At 56.5% G+C, this 25132-nt stretch carries 19 protein-coding genes and 1 pseudogene; 13 read left to right on the forward strand and 7 right to left on the reverse strand.

Annotated features, from left to right (window positions below):
- The first annotated feature begins 2 nt into the window (after nucleotides 1–2).
- The gene (locus GS632_RS18330; protein ID WP_171180571.1) at nucleotides 3–1271 is read left to right on the forward strand and encodes a cytochrome-c peroxidase; all 1269 of its coding nucleotides are present in this window, start codon (nucleotides 3–5) and stop codon (nucleotides 1269–1271) included.
- Here GS632_RS18330 and GS632_RS18335 read toward each other — a convergent pair.
- Together GS632_RS18335 and GS632_RS18340 are read right to left on the reverse strand one after the other, a co-directional pair.
- On the reverse strand, nucleotides 1268–2113 hold the full coding sequence (locus tag GS632_RS18335) for a TauD/TfdA family dioxygenase (protein ID WP_171180580.1): 846 nt from the start codon (nucleotides 2111–2113) through the stop codon (nucleotides 1268–1270). The two genes, GS632_RS18330 and GS632_RS18335, sit on opposite strands and share 4 nt — an antisense overlap.
- Nucleotides 2114–2228: 115 nt before the next feature.
- Complete coding sequence (locus tag GS632_RS18340; RefSeq protein WP_245223249.1) at nucleotides 2229–2858, reverse strand: response regulator transcription factor; 630 nt, start codon at nucleotides 2856–2858, stop codon at nucleotides 2229–2231.
- A gap of 219 nt (nucleotides 2859–3077) precedes the next feature.
- Here GS632_RS18340 and GS632_RS18345 point away from each other — a divergent pair, with 219 nt between their 5' ends.
- The 6 genes and pseudogenes from GS632_RS18345 to GS632_RS18370 all read left to right on the forward strand — a co-directional run bounded on the left by GS632_RS18345 (nucleotide 3078) and on the right by GS632_RS18370 (nucleotide 8846).
- A complete protein-coding gene (locus tag GS632_RS18345) occupies nucleotides 3078–4319 on the forward strand; it encodes an aminotransferase class V-fold PLP-dependent enzyme (protein ID WP_171238741.1) in 1242 nt (413 codons plus the stop codon).
- A 28-nt stretch (nucleotides 4320–4347) separates the two neighbouring features.
- Entirely contained in the window at nucleotides 4348–5544 is a 1197-nt protein-coding gene (locus GS632_RS18350) for a malate--CoA ligase subunit beta (RefSeq protein ID WP_171722238.1), read from the forward strand.
- Nucleotides 5544–6431: a succinate--CoA ligase subunit alpha gene (gene sucD, locus GS632_RS18355; RefSeq protein ID WP_171180586.1), complete on the forward strand. Its 888-nt coding sequence runs from the start codon at nucleotides 5544–5546 to the stop codon at nucleotides 6429–6431. The genes GS632_RS18350 and sucD overlap by 1 nt, the downstream gene beginning before the upstream one ends.
- A complete protein-coding gene (locus GS632_RS18360; RefSeq protein ID WP_171180588.1) occupies nucleotides 6431–7402 on the forward strand; it encodes a D-glycerate dehydrogenase in 972 nt (323 codons plus the stop codon). Before sucD ends, GS632_RS18360 begins: the two co-directional genes overlap by 1 nt.
- Nucleotides 7403–7480: 78 nt before the next feature.
- Nucleotides 7481–7726: pseudogene (gene glyA, locus GS632_RS18365) on the forward strand (serine hydroxymethyltransferase); the annotation flags it as partial.
- A 142-nt stretch (nucleotides 7727–7868) separates the two neighbouring features.
- Nucleotides 7869–8846 carry a CoA ester lyase gene (locus GS632_RS18370; RefSeq protein ID WP_171180590.1) on the forward strand — a complete coding sequence of 326 codons (978 nt, stop codon included), beginning with the start codon at nucleotides 7869–7871 and terminating at the stop codon, nucleotides 8844–8846.
- A gap of 85 nt (nucleotides 8847–8931) precedes the next feature.
- Here the strand turns inward: GS632_RS18370 and GS632_RS18375 are convergent, their stop codons facing one another.
- A complete protein-coding gene (locus tag GS632_RS18375) occupies nucleotides 8932–9408 on the reverse strand; it encodes an Lrp/AsnC family transcriptional regulator (RefSeq protein ID WP_371809149.1) in 477 nt (158 codons plus the stop codon).
- Nucleotides 9409–9518: 110 nt separating this feature from the next.
- Here GS632_RS18375 and GS632_RS18380 point away from each other — a divergent pair, with 110 nt between their 5' ends.
- From GS632_RS18380 to GS632_RS22400, 3 genes are all read left to right on the forward strand, one after another.
- The gene (locus GS632_RS18380) at nucleotides 9519–10505 is read left to right on the forward strand and encodes a pyridoxal-phosphate dependent enzyme (protein WP_348540117.1); all 987 of its coding nucleotides are present in this window, start codon (nucleotides 9519–9521) and stop codon (nucleotides 10503–10505) included.
- Complete coding sequence (locus tag GS632_RS18385; RefSeq protein ID WP_171621402.1) at nucleotides 10498–11622, forward strand: amidohydrolase; 1125 nt, start codon at nucleotides 10498–10500, stop codon at nucleotides 11620–11622. The genes GS632_RS18380 and GS632_RS18385 overlap by 8 nt, the downstream gene beginning before the upstream one ends.
- Nucleotides 11623–11687: 65 nt before the next feature.
- A complete protein-coding gene (locus GS632_RS22400) occupies nucleotides 11688–12083 on the forward strand; it encodes a PfkB family carbohydrate kinase (RefSeq protein ID WP_371810115.1) in 396 nt (131 codons plus the stop codon).
- Between the two features lie 118 nt (nucleotides 12084–12201).
- Here GS632_RS22400 and GS632_RS18395 read toward each other — a convergent pair whose 3' ends face one another.
- Nucleotides 12202–14220: an adenylate/guanylate cyclase domain-containing protein gene (locus GS632_RS18395; protein WP_171180596.1), complete on the reverse strand. Its 2019-nt coding sequence runs from the start codon at nucleotides 14218–14220 to the stop codon at nucleotides 12202–12204.
- Between the two features lie 293 nt (nucleotides 14221–14513).
- Entirely contained in the window at nucleotides 14514–16949 is a 2436-nt protein-coding gene (locus tag GS632_RS18400; protein ID WP_171722239.1) for an FAD-dependent oxidoreductase, read from the reverse strand.
- 190 nt (nucleotides 16950–17139) lie between these two features.
- Here GS632_RS18400 and GS632_RS18405 point away from each other — a divergent pair, with 190 nt between their 5' ends.
- Nucleotides 17140–18663 carry a trimethylamine methyltransferase family protein gene (locus tag GS632_RS18405; protein ID WP_171180601.1) on the forward strand — a complete coding sequence of 508 codons (1524 nt, stop codon included), beginning with the start codon at nucleotides 17140–17142 and terminating at the stop codon, nucleotides 18661–18663.
- Nucleotides 18664–18696: 33 nt separating this feature from the next.
- Here GS632_RS18405 and GS632_RS18410 read toward each other — a convergent pair whose 3' ends face one another.
- Both GS632_RS18410 and GS632_RS18415 read right to left on the reverse strand, forming a co-directional pair.
- On the reverse strand, nucleotides 18697–19671 hold the full coding sequence (locus GS632_RS18410; RefSeq protein WP_171180603.1) for a LysR family transcriptional regulator: 975 nt from the start codon (nucleotides 19669–19671) through the stop codon (nucleotides 18697–18699).
- Between the two features lie 281 nt (nucleotides 19672–19952).
- A complete protein-coding gene (locus tag GS632_RS18415) occupies nucleotides 19953–20861 on the reverse strand; it encodes a LysR family transcriptional regulator (protein WP_171180605.1) in 909 nt (302 codons plus the stop codon).
- A 230-nt stretch (nucleotides 20862–21091) separates the two neighbouring features.
- Between GS632_RS18415 and GS632_RS18420 the strand changes: the two genes are divergently transcribed.
- Together GS632_RS18420 and GS632_RS18425 are read left to right on the forward strand one after the other, a co-directional pair.
- Nucleotides 21092–23545 carry an FAD-dependent oxidoreductase gene (locus GS632_RS18420; RefSeq protein WP_171722240.1) on the forward strand — a complete coding sequence of 818 codons (2454 nt, stop codon included), beginning with the start codon at nucleotides 21092–21094 and terminating at the stop codon, nucleotides 23543–23545.
- A 14-nt stretch (nucleotides 23546–23559) separates the two neighbouring features.
- Entirely contained in the window at nucleotides 23560–25080 is a 1521-nt protein-coding gene (locus GS632_RS18425) for a trimethylamine methyltransferase family protein (protein ID WP_171180609.1), read from the forward strand.
- Nucleotides 25081–25132: the final 52 nt, after the last annotated feature.

A 25132-nucleotide genomic window follows, 5' to 3' on the forward strand; every position in this document is an offset into this window, starting at 1 on the left:
TCTTGGCCGGGAGCGCGGCGGCACAGGATGTGCCGCGCCCTCTGACAGATGATGATTTCCTGCCTTTTGATATGGAACAGGCCGCCATCGGTCATCAACTGTTTTACGACCCGATCCTGTCGGGCAATCAGAATATATCCTGCGCGCATTGCCATCATCCGGACTTCGGGACTTCAGATGGGCTGTCGCTTGGCATCGGGGAAGGCGGTGAAGGTCTGGGACCGGACCGTACTCCGGGCACCGGCGCAGACAGAATCCGAAAGCGTATCCCGCGTAACTCACCGGGGCTATGGAATCTCGGGGCGAAAGGTATCCACACGGTGTTTCACGATGGCCGCCTGAGCATCTCGGATGTTTATGAAAACGGGTTCAACTCACCCGCGCAGGAATGGTTGCCTGAAGGGTTGAACTCTTTGCTAGCCGCACAAGCGCTTTTTCCATTGACCGCACAGTTCGAAATGGCGGGAAATGTAGCCGAAAACCAAGTGACCGGGGCCGTCCACGATCGGATCGACAAAGGTTGGCCGATCCTTGCCAAACGCGTAAGAACCGATCCGTTTTACGGACCGGCGATGGTCGCGGCGTTCGGAGAAATCGAAACAACCGAGGACATTACAATCACGCAGGTCGCCAATGCCTTGGCAGCGTTCATGGCCATCGAATGGCGCAGCACGGACAGCCCATTCGACCAGTATCTGGCAGGGGACATGAATGCGTTATCAACCGTTCAAAAAGACGGGATGGATCTGTTCTATGGTAAGGCAAACTGTTCCGTGTGCCACGCGGGCCCGTTGATGTCCGATCAGGAATTCCACGCTTTGGCCATTCCGCCTTTTGGTCCGGGCCGAACCCGTCAATGGGATCCGTATGCGCGCGACGTTGGTCTTATGGGTGAAAGCAACCGGTTGGAAGATGCCTACAGGTTTCGCACCCCCATGTTGCGCAACGTTGCTTTGACGGCCCCTTACGGTCACAACGGGGCTTTCCCCGACCTTGAAAGCGTCATCCGCCATCATCTGAACCCTCAGGCAAGCTTTGATGCCTGGACGCCCGATATGGCCGGGTTGCCTCAGGTTCCGTGGTTGCACGACGCTGACTTTCTGGTTTGGGATGATCGACTGGAAATGGAACGCCAACGCAGCAAAACTGACATTGATCCGATTGAACTCTCGGAAGTGGAAATCCAGAATCTGATCGCTTTTATGGACGCTTTGACAGGTTCCAGTGTGGATGCACCGATTTTTGGCGTGCCCAGTGGATTTGTTCCTTAGCTGTCCTTGTTTTCAGCAGGGGTCGACAAAGCCACGCCTTCAACCGTGACCCGGTGCATCAGGCGTCGAAAACCGTGATAGTCGTTGATTGCCTTGTGCCATGTGGCTCTGTTGTCCCACATCGTTATGTCGCCCGCGCGCCAGCGCACGCGGCATTGGAACTCGGGTTGTTTGCAGTGTTCGTACAGCATCGCAAGAATTGCATCAGACTCGTCTTTGCTGAGCCCTTCGATATGCGTTGTGAAGACAGGGTTCACAAAAAGACCACGACGCCCGCTGAGTGGATGTGTGATGACAATGGGATGGTGCGCATCTTGTGTTGCGGCGTCTGCGTTGCCTAATCGACCGCTCTTGGCGGCTTCGCTGTCTTGTATGGCGGCACCAAAGACGTGACGTGAAGAATGCACAGCAGTCAGCCCGTCTAGAAACTGAAGCATTGGGGCCGAGAGTGCCTCATACGCGGCTGCCATAGACACAAACAGCGTGTCTCCTCCATAGGGCGGCATCTCAATCGCATGCAGGATTGATCCCATGGCTGGCGCTTCGTCATAGGAATGATCGGTGTGCCACCCTTCACCCACCGCTTCTTTCTGGCCCTTTTCTTTTAAGACCGTCGCAATCTCGGGATAGCCATTAACCGGTTTGAAGAAACGGTTGACGTTGATCGCGCCAAAGCTGCGAGCAAAGTTCAGATGGTCTTCAGGGGTGGCTGTTTGACCCCTTAGGACGATAACGGAATACTTGGCAAAGGCTTGGTGAATATCAGGAAATTGCCCGCTGTCTCGAATATCGGCGCCGTAGATTTCAGCGCCTAAGCCGCCGGTGAGTGGTGTGATGTCCATCGGGGTGCTCCTGCTTTTTCAAGATCAGGATAAAGGACGATTGGGCTTTGGAGAAACGGAATTAGCTAGTACTACGCCGTCGCGCATTCTGGACGGCAGCCCCCTGACCATAGCCCTAATCCAATGCGGATCTGGACGAATAGTAAAACGCAATGGCCTGAGTTCTGTTTTTCACGGCCAGCTTGTCATAGATATTGGACAGGTGAAATTTGACCGTGTTTGTCGAAATCTGCAGTTCTTTTGAAAGGTCCCGATTGGACATGCCTTGGGCCAAGGCTTCAAGAATGGCGCGTTCTTTGCGGGACAAGCTTTGGATAGGGTCCTGTTGCATTTTTCGAACGTCGATGAATGGAAAGACCATTTTGCCAGCCGCCACATCGGCGCAGGTTTCAAGCAAGCCTTCAACCTCGCCGGATCGCGCCGCAAAACCAGCGGCCCCGGCTTGCATGGCCAGCCGCGGCGTTTCGCTGGTCACATCCCCATACACCACAAACCGGGGTGCATTGGCCTGTTCTCGAAGAACCTCGATCAGCTTTGCCGCTCCGAGCACCGGGAGGTTCCAGTCGACCACCCCGACCTGAACCGGAACTCGCATGACGGTTCCCAGGAACCCTTCGGCGGTGGCTGACGTCGCCACCAACGAGAATCGCGGGTCGCGTTCAAAGATTTCAGACATGGCAGACAGAACCAGCGGATTGCCGTCTGCCAGCATGACATCAATAGGGGTACCTGGCGCGCCAATCATCTGTTTTTACCCAACTTTCGCAATTTACTACCCAAACGGGTAGGTGAAAACTCAGTATACCTTGGTATTTTTACCAATTCGGGTGGGAAATTCCCCATCCTTTTGGCCATCCTAAAGCAGTAGTAAGTTACGTTGCGTCATTGCGCAAGGCGGCGTTTTCTGTCCGGCAACGAAACACGACGGGTCCAAGAGCCCGACCAACGCCGAGGATGACAGACAATGACGTTTCAGATTTTCCCTCCTCTTGAGATCCCCGAGACTTTGGCCGCTGGCCCGGGACCGGGCAACACCGACGCCCGTGTCCTGCGCGCCTTCAGCAGCGCAGGCGTAGCGGATCACATGCAAGGTGACGTTCTGCGGGGCATGATCGAGTGCAAACACATGCTGCGGAAAATCTGGGGCACGTCCAACACGTATACTTTTGCGGTCGCAGGCACCGGTTGGAGCGCTCTGGACGCTATGTTCTCTGCCGTCATGCCTGGCGACAAGGTCGTGGCGTTTGCCAACGGGACATTCTCGGGTATCGACGCTCTGACCCTTCGGATCAAGGCAGCTACACCTCAAGAACACGCATCCAACCCGCTTGACCCACAAGCCGCCAGTGTCACCGTGATCGAGGTTCCGCACGGTCAGCCGGTGACAGGTGAACTGGTTGACGCTGCTTTGTCTGAGCACCAGCCCAAATGGGCTTTCATGGCGCATTGGGAAACCGGATCCGGGCGTGTCAATGATCTGCGCGGCTTTTCGGACGCCTGTGAACGCAATGGTGTCATGGGTCTGATCGACGCGGTGTCGTCGTTGGGTGCCGATGACTTTTCGATTGATGATTACCCCGGTGTCGCCGGGTGGGCGTCTTGCCCGCAAAAAGGTTTGTGCTGCCTGCCGCTGACTTATGCGCCAGTCAGCTTTACGGATGCTTATGTCGAAAGTTTGAAGGCGTCTGGCGCTTATTCTTATGTTCACAATCCGATCTTTGAAGCGCGCCATTGGGGCATTGTCGATGGGCAAGACGTAGAAAAAGGCACATACCACCGGACGCATTCGGGATACGCCGTTGCGGCGTTCCACGAAGCCCTGCGACTGACCCTGCAAGAAAGCCTGGCAAAGCGGGCCATGGCCTACCGCACCCATGAGAAGGTTCTGCGCGATGCGGTGATCGAAATGGGCTGCGAAGTGACATCGGACATGCCCAGCCTTGTTGTTCTGAACCTGCCACCGGAACTGGCGGGGCGAGAGATGGAGCTGGTTCAGAACTGCCGTGCACGGGGATTTGGCATCTGGCCGACTCTCAGCGCTCCGGTACAGGTGCGGATCGGAATCCTCAATCAGCTGAACCGGGACGCGGTCAGCCGGATCATACGCCTGTTTGCCGAAGCCCTTCGCGAGCTGGGCGGGGAGGTCGATCAGGATGCGATCGAGGCTTTACTTGAAAGCCGTTACGGCACTTCAATCGCGGCTTAACCACACTGCATGAACGGGAGGATTGCAGATGGATATTCATGAATACCAAGCGAAAGAACTTCTTTCCAATTTCGGGGTGGACGTCCCTGCTGGCGCGCTTGCCTACAGCCCGGAACAGGCGGCCTATCGGGCGCGCGAGCTGGGCGGTGACAAATGGATCGTCAAAGCGCAGGTCCACGCCGGTGGGCGCGGCAAGGCCGGAGGGGTCAAGCTGTGCAATACAGAGAACGAGATTTATCAGGCCTGCGATGACCTGTTTGGTCGTAAGCTGGTCACACATCAGACTGGTCCCGAAGGCAAGGGCATCTATCGTGTCTATGTCGAAGCGGCCGTGCCTATTGACCGCGAGATTTATCTGGGATTTGTTCTGGACCGATCCAGCCAGCGGGTGATGATTGTCGCCTCGTCAGAGGGTGGGATGGAAATCGAGGATATCTCGGCCGACCGTCCGGACAGCATCGTGCGATCCATTGTGGAGCCAGCGGTCGGGCTTCAGGAATTCCAAGCGCGTGAAATTGCGTTCAAGCTTGGTCTTGAACCCAAGCTGATCCAGCAGATGGTGCGCACACTGCAGGGGTGCTACGCCGCGTTCAGCGACTTGGACGCCACCATGGTTGAGATCAATCCGTTGGTCATCACCGGTGACGACCGGGTGCTGGCGCTGGATGCAAAGATGAGCTTTGACGACAACGCTCTGTTCCGCCACCCGCAGATTGCCGAGCTGCGCGACAAAAGCCAGGAAGACCCGCGCGAAAGTCGCGCGGCGGACCGGGGGCTGTCTTACGTGGGTTTGGAGGGAAACATCGGTTGCATCGTCAACGGTGCCGGTCTGGCAATGGCAACTATGGACACGATCAAGCTGGCCGGTGGTGAGCCCGCAAACTTCCTTGATATCGGTGGCGGTGCTTCGCCAGAACGGGTCGCCAAGGCGTTTCGGCTGGTTCTGTCGGACACCAATGTCCAGGCCATCCTCGTCAACATTTTCGCAGGCATCAACCGCTGCGATTGGGTGGCCGAGGGCGTCGTTCAGGCGCTGAAAGAATTGGATATCGACCTTCCGGTCGTTGTCCGGCTCGCTGGTACCAATGTCGAAGAGGGCCAGAAGATCCTTGCCAAGTCCGGGCTGCCGATCATCCGCGCCACAACACTGATGGAAGCAGCAGAACGCGCTGTAGGCGCATGGAAAAACGACCTTACCCAAGGCACCAGGATGAGGGCTGTGTAATGAGCATTCTTCTCGATCGCGACTCGCGTGTCATAGTACAGGGCATCACCGGCCGGATGGCGCGGTTTCACACCAAAGACATGCTGAAATATGGCACGAATGTCGTAGGCGGCGTCGTTCCCGGCAAGGGCGGCGAAACCGTCGAAGGCGTTCCGGTTTTTGACACCGTCAAACAAGCCGTTGAGGCGACCGGCGCGGATGCCAGCCTTGTATTTGTTCCTCCTCCGTTTGCCGCAGATTCGATCATGGAAGCAGCGGATGCCGGTATCCGGTACTGCGTTTGCATCACCGACGGTATCCCAGCGCAAGACATGATCCGGGTGAAACGCTACATGTACCGCTACCCCAAAGACAAACGTATGGTTCTGACCGGTCCGAACTGCGCGGGCACGATTTCGCCCGGTAAAGCTTTGCTGGGGATCATGCCGGGTCACATCTACCTTCCGGGGCATGTGGGGATTATCGGACGCTCGGGCACGCTGGGCTATGAGGCCGCAGCGCAGCTGAAAGAACGCGGAATTGGTGTATCGACCAGCGTCGGGATCGGGGGCGATCCCATCAACGGGTCTTCGTTCAAGGACATCCTTCAACGGTTCGAAGAAGACGAAGACACCCATGTCATCGCCATGATTGGTGAGATTGGCGGCCCGCAGGAAGCCGAGGCGGCAGAGTACATCCGTGACCACATCACCAAACCTGTGATCGCCTACGTTGCAGGTCTGACCGCTCCGAAAGGGCGGACCATGGGCCACGCGGGTGCGATCATCTCGGCCTTTGGCGAAAGCGCTAGCGAGAAGGTTGAAATCCTGTCTGCCGCTGGTGTGACCGTGGCGGAAAACCCTGCCGTAATTGGTGAAACAATTGCGCGTGTGATGGAGGCTGCGTGATGGTCAAACCTTCGGTTCTTGTGACCCGTCGCTGGCCTGCTGCCGTTGAGGCGCAGTTGGCCGAGAACTATAACACCGTGCTGAACACCGGGGACAAACCTTTGTCCCCGTCCGAAATCCGGCAGGCGTTGAAATCCTATGACGCGGTCTTGCCAACGGTAACCGACACGCTCAGCGCCGAGGCGCTGGACGTATCTGGTGCGCAGACAAAAATCCTTGCCAATTATGGAGTGGGCTACAGCCACATCTGTGAGCCGTCCGCCCGCGAGCTGGGTATGACCGTGACGAACACGCCTGATATTCTGTCAGAATGCACCGCAGATATCGCCATGACCCTGCTGCTGATGGTGGCGCGTCGGGCGGGCGAGGGTGAACGCGAGCTGCGTTCCGGCAACTGGACCGGTTGGCGGCCCACGCATCTGGTGGGGACCAAGGTCAGCGGTAAGACGCTTGGCATCATCGGCTACGGGCGCATCGGTCAGGAAATGGCCCGCCGTGCGCATCACGGCTTTGGCATGGACGTGCTGGTCTATAATCGTAGCCCGGTGGACCCGGCTGTATTGGCGCGGTGCAAAGCTACTCAGGTTGGGTCGATTGATGAGTTGTTGCCGCAATGCGATTTCGTCTCACTTCATTGCCCCGGCGGGGCTGCGAACCGCCACCTGATAAATGCGCGCAGGCTGGACCTTATGAAACCCGACGCGTTCCTGATCAATACGGCGCGTGGTGAAGTCATCGACGAACGGGCGCTGGTTCAATCGCTGGCTTTCGACATGATCGGCGGTGCAGCACTGGATGTGTTCGATGGTGAACCCCGTATCTGTGCGGATCTTCTGCAATGCGACAACCTTGTGATGCTGCCGCATCTGGGCAGCGCCACGCGCGAGGCACGCGAGGCGATGGGGTTCCGTGTACTCGATAACCTGCGCGATTTCTTCGAAGGCCGAGAGCCACGCGATCGGGTGATCTGACCTGCCAGCGCGCCTGAGGCTAATTGCCGATGCGGCCCACGGTGGCCGCGTCGCCGCCATCCACCGGAGGATTTACTTTTGAATGCACCGCAACGTGCCGATGGATTTTTCACCCAATCCCTGTCTGACCGCAACCCTGAGCTTTTTGGCTCGATCACATCTGAACTGGGCCGTCAGCGCGACGAGATCGAGCTGATTGCCTCTGAGAACATCGTCTCTGCCGCCGTGATGGAGGCGCAGGGCTCGGTCATGACCAACAAATACGCCGAAGGCTATTCCGGTCGGCGCTATTATGGCGGTAGCCAGTTCGTCTTCATCGCCGATTGGTTCATCGAAGTGGTCGACGGTCTGGCCGCGAATGGTGAAGACGGCAACGGCGCTGTCGAAGCCAAGGTCAAAGCCGAAGTCGCAGAGCTTTGCGCACGATTCCCGATCCATGCGAACTAGTAAGAAGAAGGACCAAAACATGAGCTTTCACCCCATTGAACAAGCCCCAGCGCGTCTGAACCGCAGCGAGCTTGCCGTTCCCGGTAGCCAGCCCGAAATGTTTGAAAAGGCGGCAAAATCGGATGTGGATGTCATCTTCCTTGATCTGGAAGATGCTGTCGCGCCTGACGAAAAGGAACAGGCGCGCAAGAATATCATTCAGGCGCTGAATGACATCGATTGGGGCAACAAGACCATGTCGGTGCGCATCAACGGGCTGGACACCCATTACATGTATCGCGACGTGGTGGATGTTGTTGAACAGGCTGGCACGCGGCTGGATCTGATCATGATCCCCAAGGTCGGAACAGCTGCTGACGTCTATGCCGTGGATATGCTGGTCACGCAAATCGAGGACGCCAAGGGCTATGGCAAGCGCATCGGGTTCGAGCACATCATCGAAACTGCGCTGGGCATGCAAAATGTCAGCGAGATCGCCGCTGCCTCGAAGCGCAACGAAAGTCTTCACTTTGGTGTCGCCGATTATGCGGCGTCGACACGTGCGCGGACAACCATCATCGGTGGTGTGAACCCTGATTATTCAGTTCTGACGGATGCGGATCCCGATGGAGGCCGTATGACACATTGGGGCGACATGTGGCACTACGCGCTTGCGCGCATGGTCGTGGCCGCACGCGCCAACGGGCTGCGGCCCATCGACGGTCCATTCGGGGATTTCCAGGACCCTGACGGCTATAAAGCTGCCGCCAAGCGCGCCGCTGTTTTGGGCTGCGAAGGGAAATGGGCAATCCACCCCAGCCAGATTGCTTTGGCAAACGAAGTTATGTCGCCGTCCGACGCCGAAGTGACCAAGGCGCAGCGCATTCTTGTCGCCATGGCCGAGGCGGAAGCGGATGGGAAAGGTGCTGTTTCTCTGGATGGTCGGTTGATCGACTATGCCTCGATCCGCCAAGCGGAAGTGCTGGTTGAGAAAGCAAGCCAGATTGCCGCAGCTTAAGAGCGATTAGGCAAAGGCCAGAACAGTTGCCCAAACGAAAAATCTGGTCTTTGCCACTTCGATGAAGCGAGAATGGGGCGCTTCGTCAGTCCATGCCATTGTCTTTGACAGGAATGCCCAAGCCAACTTTCTTGCGTCCCATCACAACTGACGTTCGAAACCGGCGAACGTTTGAATTGTCGAAAAACAACTTTTTGGTCAGCTCTTCAAAATCATCCATATCACGCGCCGCACAGATCAGGCAGAAGTCCGCATCACCTGTGATGTAATAGCACTGTTGCACCCTTGGCTCTGCCTGCGCCTGCCGCGAAAAAGCGTCGATCTGATCCTGGCGTTCGCGTTCTAATTCGACCATGACAACGAAGCTCATTGCAACGCCCAGTTTTTTCGGGTCGACAATTGCCACTTCCGAGTGAATAGCACCAGAAGCTCTGAGCGCCTTCAGACGCCTTTGAACGGATGCGACCGATAAGCCTGTTTCGGATGCAAGCGCCTCCAGCCCCATTTTGGCATCACGTTGCATCAGGTGCAGCAGGCTGCGGTCAAATTGGTCGAGTTTCACAAAGATTTCCTTGATGTGAAAAAGTTTCCCGGAAAATCGGCAAATGTGACCATAATAGATCGCAGCTTGTGCGTAAAACTCTGATCATGGAACACAGTAAGAAACTTGATGTGGCAAAGCCGCTGGCGTTGCTGGCGGAATGTCCAGCTTATAAACCAAGCCCGTTAGAAACCCGCAGTTTCCAATGGCGAACGATCCTGATCAAAGATGAAACCAACAGGATGGGCCTGGGCGCGTTCAAAGCTCTGGGCGGTGTTTACGCTGTTGCCAAGCTGATCGAAGCGCGTGTTGGTCGTTCTTTGACACCCAGCGCCTTTCTGAGCGATCCCGTAAAGGATGTGGCGCGATCGATGACTTTTGTGTGCGCCAGCGCAGGCAATCACGGCATGGCCGTGGCCGCTGGCGCGCAGCTCTTTGGTGCAACGGCGCGCATTTATCTTGCCGAAACAGTCCCCGAAGAGTTTGCTGTTCGTCTTCGGGCGAAAGGCGCAGATGTTGTTCGATCCGGCAGTGACTATGAGGCAAGCGTGGCCGCAGCCGTCGCTGACGCCGAAGCAACCGGTGCCATTCACCTCGCCGATGGGTCGTGGCCGGGATATACCGAGCCTCCGCGATTGGTGATGGAGGGTTATACTGTCATTGCTGAAGAAATGCGCAACGATTTAGAAGTGTCCGCAAATTGGCCGAGCCACGTGTACCTGCAGGCGGGCGTTGGTGGGCTGGCCGCGGGCATTGCCTATATGATCCGGTCGAACTGGCCGGTGCAGCCAAAGATCACAGTGGTTGAACCAGATGCTGCACCCTGTCTGAAGGAAAGCGCCCGAGCCGGAGAAATCCTTACGGTTGAAGGGCCCGTTTCAAATATGGGGCGTTTGGATTGCAAAACGCCATCCATGTTGGCTTTGGATATCTTAAAGCGCTGTGCAGACGATTGGGTTACAATCAGTGACCAACAGGCTCAGAACGCAGTAAACAGCGCCTTTGATTTGGGTTTCTCGACCACGCCATCCGGAGCGGCTGGGCTTGCCGCCTGCCTTGAGGGCGACGATGATTTGCCATTGGTCATCTTGTCCGAAGGGGGCGTTTCTGATGCTTGATCTTGTTGCGTTTCGTCGTGATCTTCATGCCCATCCAGAAACCGGGTTCGACCTTGACCGGACCCCCAATTTGATCGCGGCCGAGTTGGAGCGCGCTGGGCTTGAGGTCACCCGAGGCGTGGGTCGGACCGGGGTTGTTGCCACTTTGCGCCGTGGTCCTGATGAGACCGCAATCGGGTTTCGCGCCGATATGGACGCGCTGCCGATTCACGAGATGACCAATTTGCCCTACCGGTCAAAAACAGAGGGCAAGTTTCACGGCTGCGGTCATGACGGGCATAGCACGATGCTGCTTGGTGCTGCCTTGGCCCTTGCTGCGGACACATCGTTGGACAGGACCGTTCACTTTGTTTTCCAGCCGGATGAAGAGAACGGAAATGGGGCCGCTGCGATGATTGCTGACGGTTTGTTCGAACGCTTTCCTATGACCGCAGTTTTTGGGCTTCACAATATGCCGGGAATGGAGCTGGGCCACTTCGCCACTCAGGCAGGACCTTTCTGTGCATTCGAGGATAATTTTGAAATCCGCCTTAAGGGGCAGGGGGGTCACGCGTCCATGCCAGAGAAGGGCGTTGATCCGATCGTGACGGGATCTGCGATTGTATTGCACTTGCAGTCGATTGTATCGCGCTCGCTTCCTCCCGGCGAACATGGTGTGGTTTCAGTTACTGAGTTCCTGACAGACGGCGCGCGCAATATCCTGCCGAGTAATGTGACCTTGCGTGGGGATTGCCGGGGGTTTTCCAAAGACGTCTCAGACAACATTCAGCGCAGAATGCGCGCCATCGTTGATGGTGTGTGTGCTGCGCAAGAGGTGGCGGCGGAGGTCGATTATTCAACGTCGTTCCAGCCTTTGGTAAATGATACCCGGGCCACCGAGGTAATCTTGGGCGCAGCTCGCGATGTTGGTTCTGTTGACGCTGAATACGGTCGGGTGGGTTTCTCGGAGGATTTTGCCGAGTTTCTGGCGCACCGACCGGGCGCGTTCATTCTGATGGGAAACGGGTTGGACGGGAACAACGCCATGCCGCTTCACAACCCGTCATATGATTTCAACGATGACGCGATCCGACATGGAATTGCGTTCTGGACCAACCTTGCGCAACGCGGTTTTTGAGCCTGACGCAGTGGCCCTTCTGGTGATCCTTTGTCGGTTTTGTTTTGAAGTTCAGAGAATGACATATCAGGTCAGACACGTTTGGAAACTCGCTCATTGACCTTTGGACAGCAGAAGGCATCAATACGTCGACTGTTCGCCAGGTCTCGGATGCGCACATTGGTGCTTACTTTGTAACGCATGGCACGAATGATCGTGAGTTCACCTATTTCCGTGCAGTTTCCTCCAGCAGCCGTATGGGTCCAGACGATCTGCCGGTGACGGCGCTGCGGTCGGTGAAGGTTTTACATGTGTCTGGAATCAGCCAAGCTATTTCAAACACCGCTGCTGATGCCGTTTCCGGTAGTGTGTCGGTCAGAGGATGTTCAGACAAAGCACCTGGCGCACCAATAGCCAAAACCCGTGTTTCAGGTTGGCGATCTCCCCACGTACCGTGCCGTGCGATAGAATTGGTGGCATGAGCACTTGCGTCTTATCGCGAACTGTCGCTTTCACAAAGTTCCTTTACTTCCGGTTTTGAAGTCCGAAAAGCCCGATCCACGGTTGTGATGCCGGCGAAAACTAATGCGTATGCCCGGGTTAAGAGAGGCCAGATTGCTGCATAGTTGCGCGTTGGATCATTGATCGCGATGCCATGTCGCCGCCACGCAAGGTGTCGGCGGTTTGAAACGCATGGATTGCCTCGGTGAAACGTTTGGCCCTGAAATGGGACAAGCCGTCTTCGTACGCTTCGATCCAGTCGTGTGATCCTTCGAAATTGTCGGCCATCGCGATCAACTCAAACACAACAAGAGCTTCAGACCGGCCTTGTATCTCAACCGTCTCCAGCTCACGCACGACGATGGCATCGCCCGCCTCGCGCCGTGTTTCCGGGCCGATAATGATTGCAGTGCCGTAAGTTTTGTTGACCCCTTCCAGACGGCTGGCGACATTCACAACATCACCGATTGCGGTATAGTTCAACCGTTGCTCGGACCCGATATTTCCGACCAGAGCCTCGCCGCTGTTTAGCCCGATGCGAACATGAAGCGCGCTGTCGGTCTGGCTCTGCAGGCTGGAATTCTCGACCACGTCCACCAGCTCCAGCGCGGCACGGCAGGCGTGTTCGGCGTGTTTTGGGTTCTGCTTTGGTGCGCCCCAGAAGGCCATCACCGCGTCGCCAATAAATTTGTCGATCGTCCCGTCGTGGCGTTCTATTGTCGATGAGGCGGCGCTGAAAAAGGGCGCCATCAGTTCAACGATTTTGGGGCCGTGTTTTTCGGTCAGTCCCGTGAACCCGGACACATCGCAAAATAAAACGGAGATCTGTTTTGGCTCACCGCCCGGCTGGGTCTTGATGCCTTCCGCCACAAGCATCCTGACCAGATCGGTCGGTACGTATTTGCGGAAGGCCGACAAACCCACAGCCATGCTGGCGGTCGCGGCGGACAGGTTTTCAAGCTCTTTCAGGCGCGAGGGCCTGCGCGAGACCTGTTCAACGTCAAATTGTTCGATTCGGCTGAGGTCTTCGGCTACACGTGAAAGTGGGTTCGCGACGACGTGGCGCACAAACCAGATCGCCAGACCAATCGCGACAACAACGACGCCAAGCAAGATGTAAACCAGATTGATCAGAGTTTTGTCGATCCCCGACAGGAACGCGGATTCCGGAATCACTGTGGCTACCCGCCAGCCGTAGAATCCAAGAGGTGTCAGCGCCACCGCATAGGGCACATCCTCATAGATGATCCGTTTCGTCACAGGGCCTGGTGTTTTGTTGTCCGCGTCGGCCATCAGCCTTTCACCCGAGATTTTGGCAACCTCGTATAGTTCCCCCTCTCCCATTCGGGCTGGCGTGATTTCGTCGGCTTCGGGATCCGGTACCGCAATGACTTTGCCGTCGGCGTTGATGATAAAGGCCGCACCAAACTCACCAGGACGTAGTGAGCCCAGAAAGCGTGACAGGCGATCCGTATCAATCGCAACAGTCAACACGCCCTGTCGTTGTCGGCGTACGTCGATGGGCCCGGAAAAGGCATATAATGTTTTGTCGCTGCCGGGCAGATCCCGAACCTCGATCCAATCCGGTTTGCTGCGGCTTATGAAGTTGCTGTACCAAGCGTGTTCACGTGGGTCGTATTCGGTTTCTGTAAAGCTCCGTTCTTCGAACTGAATGTCACCGGGAATGAAAATATACCGATCCTTCCGCAGCATTCGGTTACGGATATTCTTGTCGATTTCCATCATCTCCAGCCCGCTGTCACCCAGCCGGTGGGCAGCAAAAAAGTTGCCATCGGGCCAGCCAAAGGTAAGCCACGAGATATTGGGCTGCGCTTGCAGCTGCGAAAGGAACACGAACTCGCGTTTGTCGGCCTGACGTGTCTGGATGACATCCTGGATGAAAATCGTGCGGACAGCGGCCCATGCGGCCTCGGCAGATCTGAGAGTTAGCCCAAGCTCGATGCGCACGGTGTTGGCAATCTGGCTGTTGATTTCAGCCGACAGCATGCGGCTGTTTTCGCGGGCTGTTGTCCACCACAGGGAATGCACCACAAAAGTTGACACGCCAATCGACAGGGCAACAAGTATAGATACGGCGATCCCTACGCTGACACGCATTCTAGCTCCACAACAGCCCATGGCGGCAGACGGTTCAATTGCTATGCCAAAGGGTCAAATTCAGCTTAGTGTCTGCCCCCTTCGGTTTCCAGACGGTTGAGCAGGATATGCCAACTTGTTTACTTGCCGTTGAATAGTTTGAGTGGTTTTCGACCTCTTTGGTTTTTAAGGGGGGGCAGGCAGGCACTTGCCGCAGGCTTTCCACGGTTTCAGGGGTTTGCTGGGCTTGCACCTCAGCCGGAACAGGACCTGCTATGGCAAGAAAGAAGACGCGAAGAAGGCTTTAAACATCCTCAACTGCGCATGAGCGAGAAATCCGGATCATAGGGTGAAAAAGGTATAACTTCTGCCGCGACCATATCTCCGCACATGTCCAAGTTCATTGTGGTGCCTGGACTGGTCAACTCGGGGGTTACGAAGGCGTAAGCCAGGTTCATCCCGACGCGATGACCCCAATCTCCGGATGTGATGGTGCCAACAACTGTGTCGCCCTCCATCAGCGATGCGCCGCCGTGGGCCGGGGCGTGTATGGCGTCGATCTTCAGCGTCACCAACGATCTTTTTGGGCCGCTGGCCTTGCGTTTCAGCAGCGCGTCTTTGCCAACAAACTGGCCTTTGTCCAAATTGACAAAGCGATCCAGCGCTGTCTCAAACGGGTCGAACTCGGTCAGCAGATCGGCTTTCCAGTGCAAAAAACCTTTCTCCATACGCATAGATTCAACCGCACGCGCGCCGAACAGTTTCAAACCATGCCTCTCACCGGCTGAACGTAGTGTAAGATAAGCGGCATAAAGCGAGGCATTTGGGACGTGGATTTCATAAGCGTGCTCGCCCGAAAAGCTGATGCCCATGACGGTGGCCGGGGCAAAGCCAATGAAGGTTTCGCGAACCGAGAGCCACGGGAAGGCCTCTTTCGACCAATCTCCACGCGCGCAGGCGGACAGGACGTTACGCGCGTTGGGGCCTGCCAGAACAAGGATCGTCTGGTCATTGGTCATCGACCGGATTTGCACATCCTCGTACGCGCGCAGATGCTGGGACAGCCAATCCATATCGTGGTATTCACTTGCAGCTGCCGATCCATACCAGACGCGGTCTGGCCCACGATCGCTGGCTGGAATGTTGGCGATTGTGGCCTCGCCCTTGATCATGCCCTGATGGTTCAAAAGATAGCCCAGACCGACACGGCCTGAACGCCTGGTGACGTTGCCACAGAACAACCGGTCAAGAAATGAATGGCGATCAGGCCCGGTGATTTCCAGCCGGTTAAATCCATTCACTTCGCACAGGCCGACATTCTCCTGCACGTTCTTAACTTCGCTTGCAACGACGTTGAAGGCTTCGTCAAAATTGAAGGTGAGGCTGGGATGAAAATCGGGCGACGGTTTGATGTAATCCACCCGTTCCCATCCGTTCACCACAGTAAACTCGGCGCCTTCCGCTGCCAGAATTGGCGTCAGCGGCGTCGTTTTGGCGGGGCGACCTGCGGGTCGGTGTTCGTGTGGGAAATGGAAACGGAATTCATTCTGATAGTCCTCGATGGCCTTAAGCGAGGTCAGTTCTACATTGGCATGTCCGGTGAAGCGGCGCGGATCGAGACACCAGGTGTCGTAACACGCCTCGCCATGCACGATTTGTTGCGCCAGCAGCCAACCGTGCCCGCCGCCTTCGCCAAGACCGGCACGCAAGCCGATAATGCAGAAAGCATTGCGCTTGCTCGGTATCGGCCCAACCAACGGTGCACCGTCGATTGTATAGGTGATTGGGCCGTTCACGACCGATCGAATGCCTGTTTCACGCAAGGCGGGCATCCGCTCGAACGCGCCTTCCAGCACATCCATGACCCGATCCAGATCATCCGGGCAGAGCGCATTAACAAAGTTTGGATCGATACCGTCCATGCCCCAGGGCTTGCAGTCCTGTTCATAAAATCCCACCAGCAGTCCGCCTTTTTCCTGACGGCTGTAGTAGTCGCTGATTGGGCATCGTAGCAGCGGCATCCGGTGTCCGGCCTCTGCAATGCCGGGGATGTCTTCGGTCAGGAAGTACTGATGCTCCATCGAGGCGACGGGGTGATGGACACCCATCATCGCACCCACTTCGTTGACACGGTAACCACAAGCATTGACGACGATGTCGCAGTCGATGTCGCCTTGTTCAGTGTGAACGGTCCAAGTGTCGTCTTTGTGCTGAGACAGGGCGGTTACAGGTGTATTGCGATAGACTTCAGCCCCCGCTTTGCGCGCGTGATAGGCCAGAGCCTGACATAGTTGCGCAGGATCAATATCGCCGTCCAGCGGATCCCATAGTCCACCAAGCAGGTTGGTGGTTGAGATCAGAGGATGACGGCGGGCGCATTCTTCGGCGTCGATAACCTCGAATTCCACCCCCATGCCCCGCGCCATTGACGCAAAATGGCGATAGCCCTGCATTTGCGCTTCGGTATTAGCCAACCGGATACCGCCATCGGCGTGGTGATAGTTGATTGGGTATTCCGGGTTTTCAGACAGATTCTTGTACAGATTAATCGAATGCGTTTTCAGGCCGACCATGGTTTGGTTCATACCAAAGTTGGTCACCTGCGCCGCTGAATGCCAGGTTGTGCCACTAGTCAGCTCGTTGCGCTCGACCAGAACGACGTCGCTCCAGCCTTCCTGGGTCAGATGGTAAAGCGTGGAACAGCCCGCAATGCCACCCCCAATGACAACAACCTTGGTACGGGATTTCATGTGACGCGTGCCTCCGACAAATCGTTTGCGGAGATAGGCCCGTATATTGGTGCAAGTCGCAATATGGCGCAGTTTTTTTCATAACATATCGAACTTTAACTTCGATTGTTTCGCATTAAGTGCAAGGTTGTTGAATTGTCGAAGTTTAAGCCTCTTCTTTCCCGCTTAAAACACGGTCGAAGGAGCAAGCATGGCAGGGCATCGCGTAAAGCGAGGGGGTCGACGCGAGCGGATGGCTCAACGTGCGTCAAAGCCCGCGATTGATCCTTGTCCGCCGGGACAAATCGGCGGCGTCTACAAGCCGCTGAGTGACACAGACCTTCACCGGATTTTCGACACAGCTTTGGATCTTCTGGAAAAGCTCGGTTTGGGCGAGGTGCCTGAGCGCCTGCACGCTGATCTTCTGGCGGTGGGTGCGATCGACAATGGCGAAGGGCGCGTGTTGTTTCCACCGGCTTTGGTGAATGAAGCCATCGACCAAGCGGCCAAGACTTTTACGCTTCATGGCAGGGATCCTGCGCGGTCAATTGAGGTCGGCGGTAACAAGGTCTATTTCGGTACAGGTGGAGCCGCTGTGCAGACACTGGACTTGGACAGCGGTACTTATCGGCCTTCAACTCTGAACGACTTGCACAACTTTACCCGGCTTCAGGACACGCTTGCCAATGTCAGTTGGTACACGCGATGTTGTGTTGCCACTGATGTGCCCGAAAATTTCGATCTGGACGTCAACACCGCATTTGCGTTGATCAAGAACACAACCAAACCAACGGCAACATCGTTCACGCTGGCCGAGTATGTGGCCCCAATTGTCGAGATGCTGGACATTGCAGCTGGCGGCCCGGGCGAGTTTTCCAAGCGACCATTTATGAAGGCACATATCAGCCCGATGATCTCACCCATGCGCTACGGTGAGGATGCGGTGGATGTGGTTTATGAATGCATTCGACACAATATCCCGATTTCTTGTATTACCGCGGCACAGGCGGGGGCGACTGCACCAGCCACGCTGGCCGGGTTCCTGGCGCAATCGCTTGCAGAGACGCTGGCCAGCCTGCTTATGGTGCATGCAATCCGGCCAGGATTTCCAATGGTATTCTCCAACTGGCCGCTGGTCATCGACCTGCGCACTGGCGCATTCTCAGGCGGCAGTGGCGAAACGGCGGTGCTGAATGCCGCATCAGCTCAGTTGTCGAATTGGCTGGGCCTGCCCTCGGGCATTGCGTGTTCGATGACCGATGCTAAGGCCATTGATGCCCAGTATGGTATGGAGAAAGGCCTGACCTCGATGGCGGCTGCCTTGGCCGGAGGCAATCTGATTTATGAAAGCTCAGGCATGACCGCCTCATTATTGGGGGCCAGTTTCGAAGCGTTTGTTCTGGATGACGAAATGCACTCGAACACGTACCGCGCATTGCGGGGGATCGAGGTGAGTGATGAAAACCTTGGGTTCGATGCGATCTGCGATGCGGTTCTGGGCGATGGCCATTTTCTAGGCGGTCAACACACCTATGCTGCGATGGAGCGGGACTATTTCTATCCGTCACTTGCCGACCGTGATGAGCCGCGCACATGGGCAGAAAACGGGGCTCAGGATGCATGGGCACGTGCCCGGATCCGAGCGCGGGAAATCCTGACGGTACACAACCCACACTATCTGACACCCGAGCAAGAGCGTGAAATTCGCGATCGGTTCAATATTTTGCACCCGTAGCACTTGGGCATTATCTGACAATGAGCAATTCAGTCAGCTGAGAAGTCGGAAGCTTTCGGCCAGCCAGGGCTTGCTCTGGGTTTGATGAGAGATAGCGTGCTCGGTGATCAGATTGCGCATCTTCTGGTCGACCAGTTCAAGCAGCGATCTGGAACAATCCGGTGTTGCGACGATGGCCAATGTGCGCGCGAAACTCTTACCGGGAAAACGATGCATGCTTAGGCTATTTTGAAACCGTTTGGCGCGGGAAAACAACAAAGGCGTCGTAATGGTCCATCCGGCACCCGCCGCGACCATTGCCATCAGTGTTTGATTGTTGCTGCATTCGAAGTTCGAAACAGAAGACAGACCGAGGCGGCGCATCTGCGACTCAATTTGCCGGGCAATGATCAGGTTGCTTGAGAATTTCAGAAAAGGCAGGGTACTGCGGCCGTCCACGATGTCTTCCACTGGGTCCTCGCACGTTCGTGGTAAGACCACAACAAACGGATCGCGCAGCAGAGGCCGCTCCTGCAGGTCACGCGCACGTTCAGTCGGAGATGTCGTGATCCCCAGATCAAGGTGCCTGTTGCGCAGCATTTCTATGATCGTGTGACTCGAGTCCGTTTGATACATGAAATTGCAACTTGGCATGTACTGCGACAGGAAAACGGCCAGTTCGGGCATGATGTCGCTGTCGAAATCTTCAATTGACCCAACCCGCAGCAAACTTGCCTCGGCTATGCTTCCGGCAGACGCCTCGGCCTTGGCCTTGCGAATGGCGAACAGGGCTTCGTCAATATTGCGCAGAAACACCTCTCCTTTAGGTGTCAGAACCATGGGCCTGCGAGAGTGGTTGAAGAGCTCGACCCCCAGATGATCTTCGAGATTGCGCAGGTGATGCGAGACCGTGCTGATGGTCAATCCCGTTTGTTTTGCGGTTGCCTGAAGCGATCCCTGGTGTGCGCAAATCTGGAAAAGTTCCAACCATTTGAGACTGAGATCTTTGGCGGCTGATTGGCGGGGCATATCGGTCTTTCCGGCATGTTTGAAAAAAGTGGCCTATTGTTTCGAAAGTATACAAGTTTTGTTACCATTTTTCGCAGCAATTCGATGATCTTTGGCCAACGGAAAACTCAGCAACCCATTTCACGACAGCCGACTTGGTTTTTCTCATGGCCGTGTGCAAAAACAAGAAGTTGGATCGCCTTGCGGTTTCGCCTCTGGTGCCCCTGACTTGGTCTATTGCTGATTGCGGTTCGCAGATCCGGCGGTAACCGCCCTCTGGCGGGCCTGGTGGGGCCAAAGCATCAACATTCGTTGAAATTTGATCTACTAACGGAGTCCTCGACCAACCAGTTGAAAACCAAGGCGGCGCGATCCGATGAGGTGTTGTGTAGCACCACGTAGAAATCAAGCGGGGCTGACAGTGTCTGCGGTAAAAGCTTGGTCAACTTGCCGGATGTGATCAAGCCTGCGGTCAGGCCTTCCCACCCCAGCACGGCACCCATGTCATCCTGTGCAGCTTGCAGGGCAATGGTGTAGTTGTTCACCCTGTGCCCCGATTTAAGCGACCCTGAATACCCAAGGCCGGCAGCCCATTCCTGCCAACCTGTCCAATCGGTGCCAGGTGCGTCCAGATGTATAAGCGGGACTTTGGACAGGTCCTGCAACTGGTCGATTTTGTGCTGCCGGACGAACTGAGGGCTCGCCAAAGCCATGATCCGGTCCCGAAACAGCACCTGACTTGTACCGCGTTCCCGAGAGGCATCGCCGTAACGGATACTGATGTCGCACTTTTGTGTGTCATACCCCAGATCGGTGACAACCTGAGTAACCGAGATATGCCCGTAGCTTTTCCAGAATTGCGCCAGTCGCGGTGTCAGCCATAGCGAACTGACGGCCGTGCTGGATCGGATCGTGACACCGGAGCGATCGTATTGTGAGCGCAGCTGCTTGAGCGCCTCGCTGATGCCTTCGAAACCGCGTTGCAGCGCTACCAGCAGATAGGCTCCGCTTTCGGTCAACTCGACCCCTCGATGGTGGCGGTGAAACAAAGCGCAATTGAGTTCGACCTCCAGCGCTTTGACCTGATGGCTGATGGCGGCGGGCGTTACGTTCAACTCAGTCGCGGCCTGTTTAAAGCTGACATGGCGTGCCGCGGCCTCAAAACTGATCAGTGAGCTGAGCGGCGGCAGTTCGTATGGGCCAATGGGCAAGGTGATCTGACCTGTATCTTGCAGTTTTAAGTTATTTTCCTCGTCATAGGATTATTCGCATTAGCTGAATTTGCCCAGAGTGAAAATTTTTACAATTGCCATCCTCGCCCATGAACGCGATGATTTGGCCAAAGAAGCACGTGTTGCACAGTGTCCCGGTCAAACCGAGTACCCGCCCGGCGGGACAACGTTGGCCGGGATTTGGCGCGTAACGGAAGAGGAGAATTCAAATGCAGTCACATGCAGAAGTGGTTGTTGTCGGGGGCGGGTGTGTCGGAGCCTCGATCCTGTACGGCCTGACCGAACATGGGTGCACCGATGCCGTAATGCTGGAACGGACGACATTGACCTCGGGCTCGACCTGGCACGCGGCCGGTCTGCTAGTGACTTTCGTGCGCTCGCACAATGTGTCGAAGATGACGATGGAAACCATCCGCATCTATACCGAGGTCGAGGAAAAGATGGGCAGCTCGGTCGGGTTGCGGAAAGTCGGTCAGCTGCGCGTTGCAAACACCGAAAAGCGCTGGGACGAGTTCCAGTCTTATATCTCGATCGCCGAGGCCGCTGGTGTGCCGTGTAAGCTGTTGACTCCGGAAGAGGTGGCCGAGGTTCATCCGTTGCTGAATCAGTCTGAACACATCCGGGGCGGTATCCTGCATACCGAAGACGGCTATGTGAACCCCGCTGACATCACCATGGCGATGGCAAAACTGGCGCGTGATGCAGGGGCGAAAGTTTATCAGAACACCGAAGCGCAGTCTTACGAAAAGTTGGGGAACGGGCTTTGGAAAGTGACCACCGACAAGGGTGAGATCACCTGTAAGCATCTGATCTTTGCCACTGGCAACTACGCGCGCGAAAACGCGCGGCGGGTGGGGCTGGATCTGCCATGTATTCCAATCGTACACCAATACTGGACCACCGAGACCGTGCCGCTGCTGAAGGAGCGTCGTGCACAGGGGCTGCCGGAATTCCCGATCCTGCGCGACGAGGATTATGGTGCATATCTGCGCGAGGATGTGGGGGGCATTCAGTTTGGACCCTACGAATTCACCAAAGACCTCAAGCTGTTTGCCGAAGACCGTGTGCCGCCCGACTTCGGCGCCGATCTGCTGCCTGAGGATTTCGACGCGGTGGAAACCCAATGGGAGCGTGCCATCGAGCGTGTGCCGACTTTGGGCGAGGTTGGTATCAAGGCCAACACACGCGGCCCGTTCCAGATGACACCGGACGAATTGCCTTTGGCGGGCCCTGCCCCCGGGCATGAAAACCTGTGGCTGGCCGAAGGGATGCCGGGAGGTATTTTGTGGGGCGGGACAGTCGGCAGTCGCCTGGCGCAATGGATTGTAAATGGCGATCCGGGTATGGACATGTCCGAACTCGACCCACGCCGTTTTTCCGACTACGCTTCGAAACGCTGGACCATGGACAAGGTGCGCGAGACCTGGGGCACCCATATGGACGCGCATGTTCCAGGAGAGGACTTCCCGGACGCGCGCCCGATGAAAACCATGGGGTCTTATGATCTGCTAACCGCGCACGGCGCGGTGTGGACCAGCTTCAACGGATACGAGTTCCCCCGGTGGTTTGCCAAATCCCCCGAGGAGGCGATCCCCGAGCACTCTTTCCGGCGCACCAACCATATGGAACTGGTACAGGCCGAGGTGCGTACGACCCGCGAAGAGGCCGGGTTCATCGAAATGTCGCCGATGACCAAGTTCACCGTGCGCGGCCCCGGTGCCGCAAAATGGCTGGACAGTCTGATGGCCAACAAATTGCCGAAGATTGGCCGCATGACCCTGTCGCTGATGTTGAACGACAAGGGCGGTATGGATGCGGAATACACCATCGTTCGATATGCCGAGGATGATTTCTATCTGATCTCGACCCCTAACTGGCGAGCGTACAACTGGGATCAGTTGCAGCGCCTGCTGCCCAAGGATGGCTCGGTCATGATGGAGGATATCTCGGAACAGCTGGGCGTTATTGCTTTGGCCGGTCCGAAAGCTCGTGAGATCCTGCAACCGCTGACGGACAACGACCTGTCGAACGAAGCTTTCCCGTGGCTGTCTGCGCAGATGGGTGAGGTGGGCTATGCCAAAGGTGTTAATCTGCTGCGCGTCTCGTATACCGGCGAGCTGGGATGGGAGCTGCACCACCCGGTCGGATATAACCGCCATTTGGTCGATCTGCTTCTCAAGGCTGGGGTGAAGCCCTTTGGCCTGGAAGCCTTGGAGTCGATGCGGCTTGAGAAATCCTATCGGGCGATCAACCGCGAGATTTGCAAGGATATGACACCCTACGAAGCTGATCTGGGCCGCTTTGTCGCCATGACCGAGAAAGTCAATGGCGAGGTGGTCGAGCGGGAATTCATCGGCAAGGCTGCGTTGCAAAAGCAAAAGGCAGAGGGTGGTTACAACACGCTGGTGACTCTGAAACTGCCGTTCTGCGATACCTCAGTCATGTTTGACGAAGGCGTCTATGCCGATGGCAAGCTGATCGGGCGCGTCACGTCGGGTGGATTTTCCTACTACTGCAACCACGACATCGCGATGGCCCTGGTGCCACAGGGCATGACCGCACCGGGTACGACAATGCAGGTGCTGATCCACAATGAAATGCGTGATGCCGAGGTGATCGACATCTGCGCTGTTGACCCGACCAGCGCACGCGCCCGGGCCTGAGAAGGAGAGCTGAAATGGCACAAGCAAGAGGACGGTCCAGCCGTGGCGGTGGGCGCGCGGCACGCGTTCAGGCCCGCACCAACCCACCCCCGGTCTATTTACCGACCCTGAACCGCAAGATTGGGCCGATCGATCTGCTTGGCCCCGAGGGGGTCGAGCGTATTCACAATGCCGCAATGACCATTCTGGAAACCACCGGCATTGAATTTCGCGATCCGGTGGCTTTGGCGGACTGGAAAAAATACGGCGCAGATGTGCAGGGCGAGCGCGTCCGGATCGGGCGCGACATGCTGATGGACCTGATCTCGTCAGTACCTTCAGAATGGGCTTATGCGGCACGCAACCCAGAGCGGTCTTTGCGTGTGGGTAACGAACACTCGGTCTTCGCGAACGCCTATGGCGCACCTTTTGTCTATGATCTTGACGGCGTGCGCCGCCCCTCGCAGTTGGAGGATGCGCAAAACTTCTTCAAGTTGAGCCAGATGAGCCAGTCGATGATGGTTCCGGGTATTCTGCCGGTGGAACCGCAGGATGTTCCGGTTCCGCAGCGCCATCTTGAGCTTGTGCATGCGGCGTTGACGCTGACGGACAAGCCGATCAAAGGTTCGGTATTGTCAGAGCAGGCAGCACGTGACTCGGTGGACATGACCCGGATCGTGTTTGGCGCAGAGTTTGTAGACAATAACGTAGTGATGGCTGCGCTGCTGAACTGCAACACGCCGCTGGTCTGGGATGAGACCATGCTGGAAAGCTTGCGCGTTTATGCTGCGGCCAACCAGCCTTGCCTGCTGTCGCCTTTCGTTTTGGCGGGGGCTTCAACGCCGGCCAGCCCGCAGGGTGGTGTGGCATTGCTGATTGCGGAATCCTTGGCGGGCATGGCCTATAGCCAGATCATCCGACGCGGCGCGCCGATGGTTCTGGGCGTGGCAATCATGGGTGTGTCGATGAAAACCGGCGCGCCGATGATGGGGTCGCCGGAGCCGGGTCTGATGAACCTGTTGGTGGGTCAGATGGCGCGGTTCTATCAGGTGCCCTGGCGGACTTGCACCATGTGGACCGGGTCAAAGTCACCCGACATGCAGGCCGGCTTTGACACGGCCAACACGATGTGGCCCGTGCTGCTTGGCGGGGCGAATTACATTGTGCACTCTGCCGGTTTTCTGGAAGGGGCGTTGGGGGTCAGCTACTCGAAATGGGTGCAGGACACCATGCAGCTTGAGAATTTCCATCGCTTTTTCAGTGGGCTTCAAGAGGAAAACCTGGATCTGTTGCTAGACGACATCGCCCGGATCGGCCCCGGAGGGCATTTCCTGGGTACGGACCACACGCGTGAAAACCCGATGCATATGAATCACTTGCAAAACAACGACAGTTTTGAACAGTGGGAAGCCGAAGGTTCGAAGACGGCAGAGGTTGTTGGCAATGAAGCCGCGCGGCGTATGCTGGACAACTATGTGCAGCCTCCGATGCCTGACGATCAACGCGGTGCGCTGGACGAGTTTGTTGCCAAAAAGCGCCGGGAATACAGCAGTTAACCCTGACGTGGGCGCTGACGCGCCCCGTTGAACCACACAAGGACAGGATCAC

Origin of the sequence: Ruegeria sp. HKCCD7296, assembly GCF_013110775.1 — a bacterium.
Classification (GTDB): Bacteria; Pseudomonadota; Alphaproteobacteria; order Rhodobacterales; family Rhodobacteraceae; genus Ruegeria.

What these genes read in the sequence shown, in the direction of transcription:
- GS632_RS18410 (WP_171180603.1), bottom strand. Translation starts at nt 19,671, where the DNA reads ATGCCCCGCCAATCAGCCGCCAAAGATCTCAGTCTCAAATGGTTGGAA.
- sucD (WP_171180586.1), top strand. Translation starts at nt 5,544, where the DNA reads ATGAGCATTCTTCTCGATCGCGACTCGCGTGTCATAGTACAGGGCATC.
- GS632_RS18420 (WP_171722240.1), top strand. Translation starts at nt 21,092, where the DNA reads ATGCAGTCACATGCAGAAGTGGTTGTTGTCGGGGGCGGGTGTGTCGGA.
- GS632_RS18335 (WP_171180580.1), bottom strand. Translation starts at nt 2,113, where the DNA reads ATGGACATCACACCACTCACCGGCGGCTTAGGCGCTGAAATCTACGGC.
- GS632_RS18400 (WP_171722239.1), bottom strand. Translation starts at nt 16,949, where the DNA reads ATGAAATCCCGTACCAAGGTTGTTGTCATTGGGGGTGGCATTGCGGGC.
- GS632_RS18360 (WP_171180588.1), top strand. Translation starts at nt 6,431, where the DNA reads ATGGTCAAACCTTCGGTTCTTGTGACCCGTCGCTGGCCTGCTGCCGTT.
- GS632_RS18385 (WP_171621402.1), top strand. Translation starts at nt 10,498, where the DNA reads ATGCTTGATCTTGTTGCGTTTCGTCGTGATCTTCATGCCCATCCAGAA.
- GS632_RS18350 (WP_171722238.1), top strand. Translation starts at nt 4,348, where the DNA reads ATGGATATTCATGAATACCAAGCGAAAGAACTTCTTTCCAATTTCGGG.
- GS632_RS18395 (WP_171180596.1), bottom strand. Translation starts at nt 14,220, where the DNA reads ATGCGTGTCAGCGTAGGGATCGCCGTATCTATACTTGTTGCCCTGTCG.
- GS632_RS18425 (WP_171180609.1), top strand. Translation starts at nt 23,560, where the DNA reads ATGGCACAAGCAAGAGGACGGTCCAGCCGTGGCGGTGGGCGCGCGGCA.
- GS632_RS18405 (WP_171180601.1), top strand. Translation starts at nt 17,140, where the DNA reads ATGGCAGGGCATCGCGTAAAGCGAGGGGGTCGACGCGAGCGGATGGCT.
- GS632_RS18370 (WP_171180590.1), top strand. Translation starts at nt 7,869, where the DNA reads ATGAGCTTTCACCCCATTGAACAAGCCCCAGCGCGTCTGAACCGCAGC.
- GS632_RS18345 (WP_171238741.1), top strand. Translation starts at nt 3,078, where the DNA reads ATGACGTTTCAGATTTTCCCTCCTCTTGAGATCCCCGAGACTTTGGCC.
- GS632_RS18340 (WP_245223249.1), bottom strand. Translation starts at nt 2,858, where the DNA reads ATGATTGGCGCGCCAGGTACCCCTATTGATGTCATGCTGGCAGACGGC.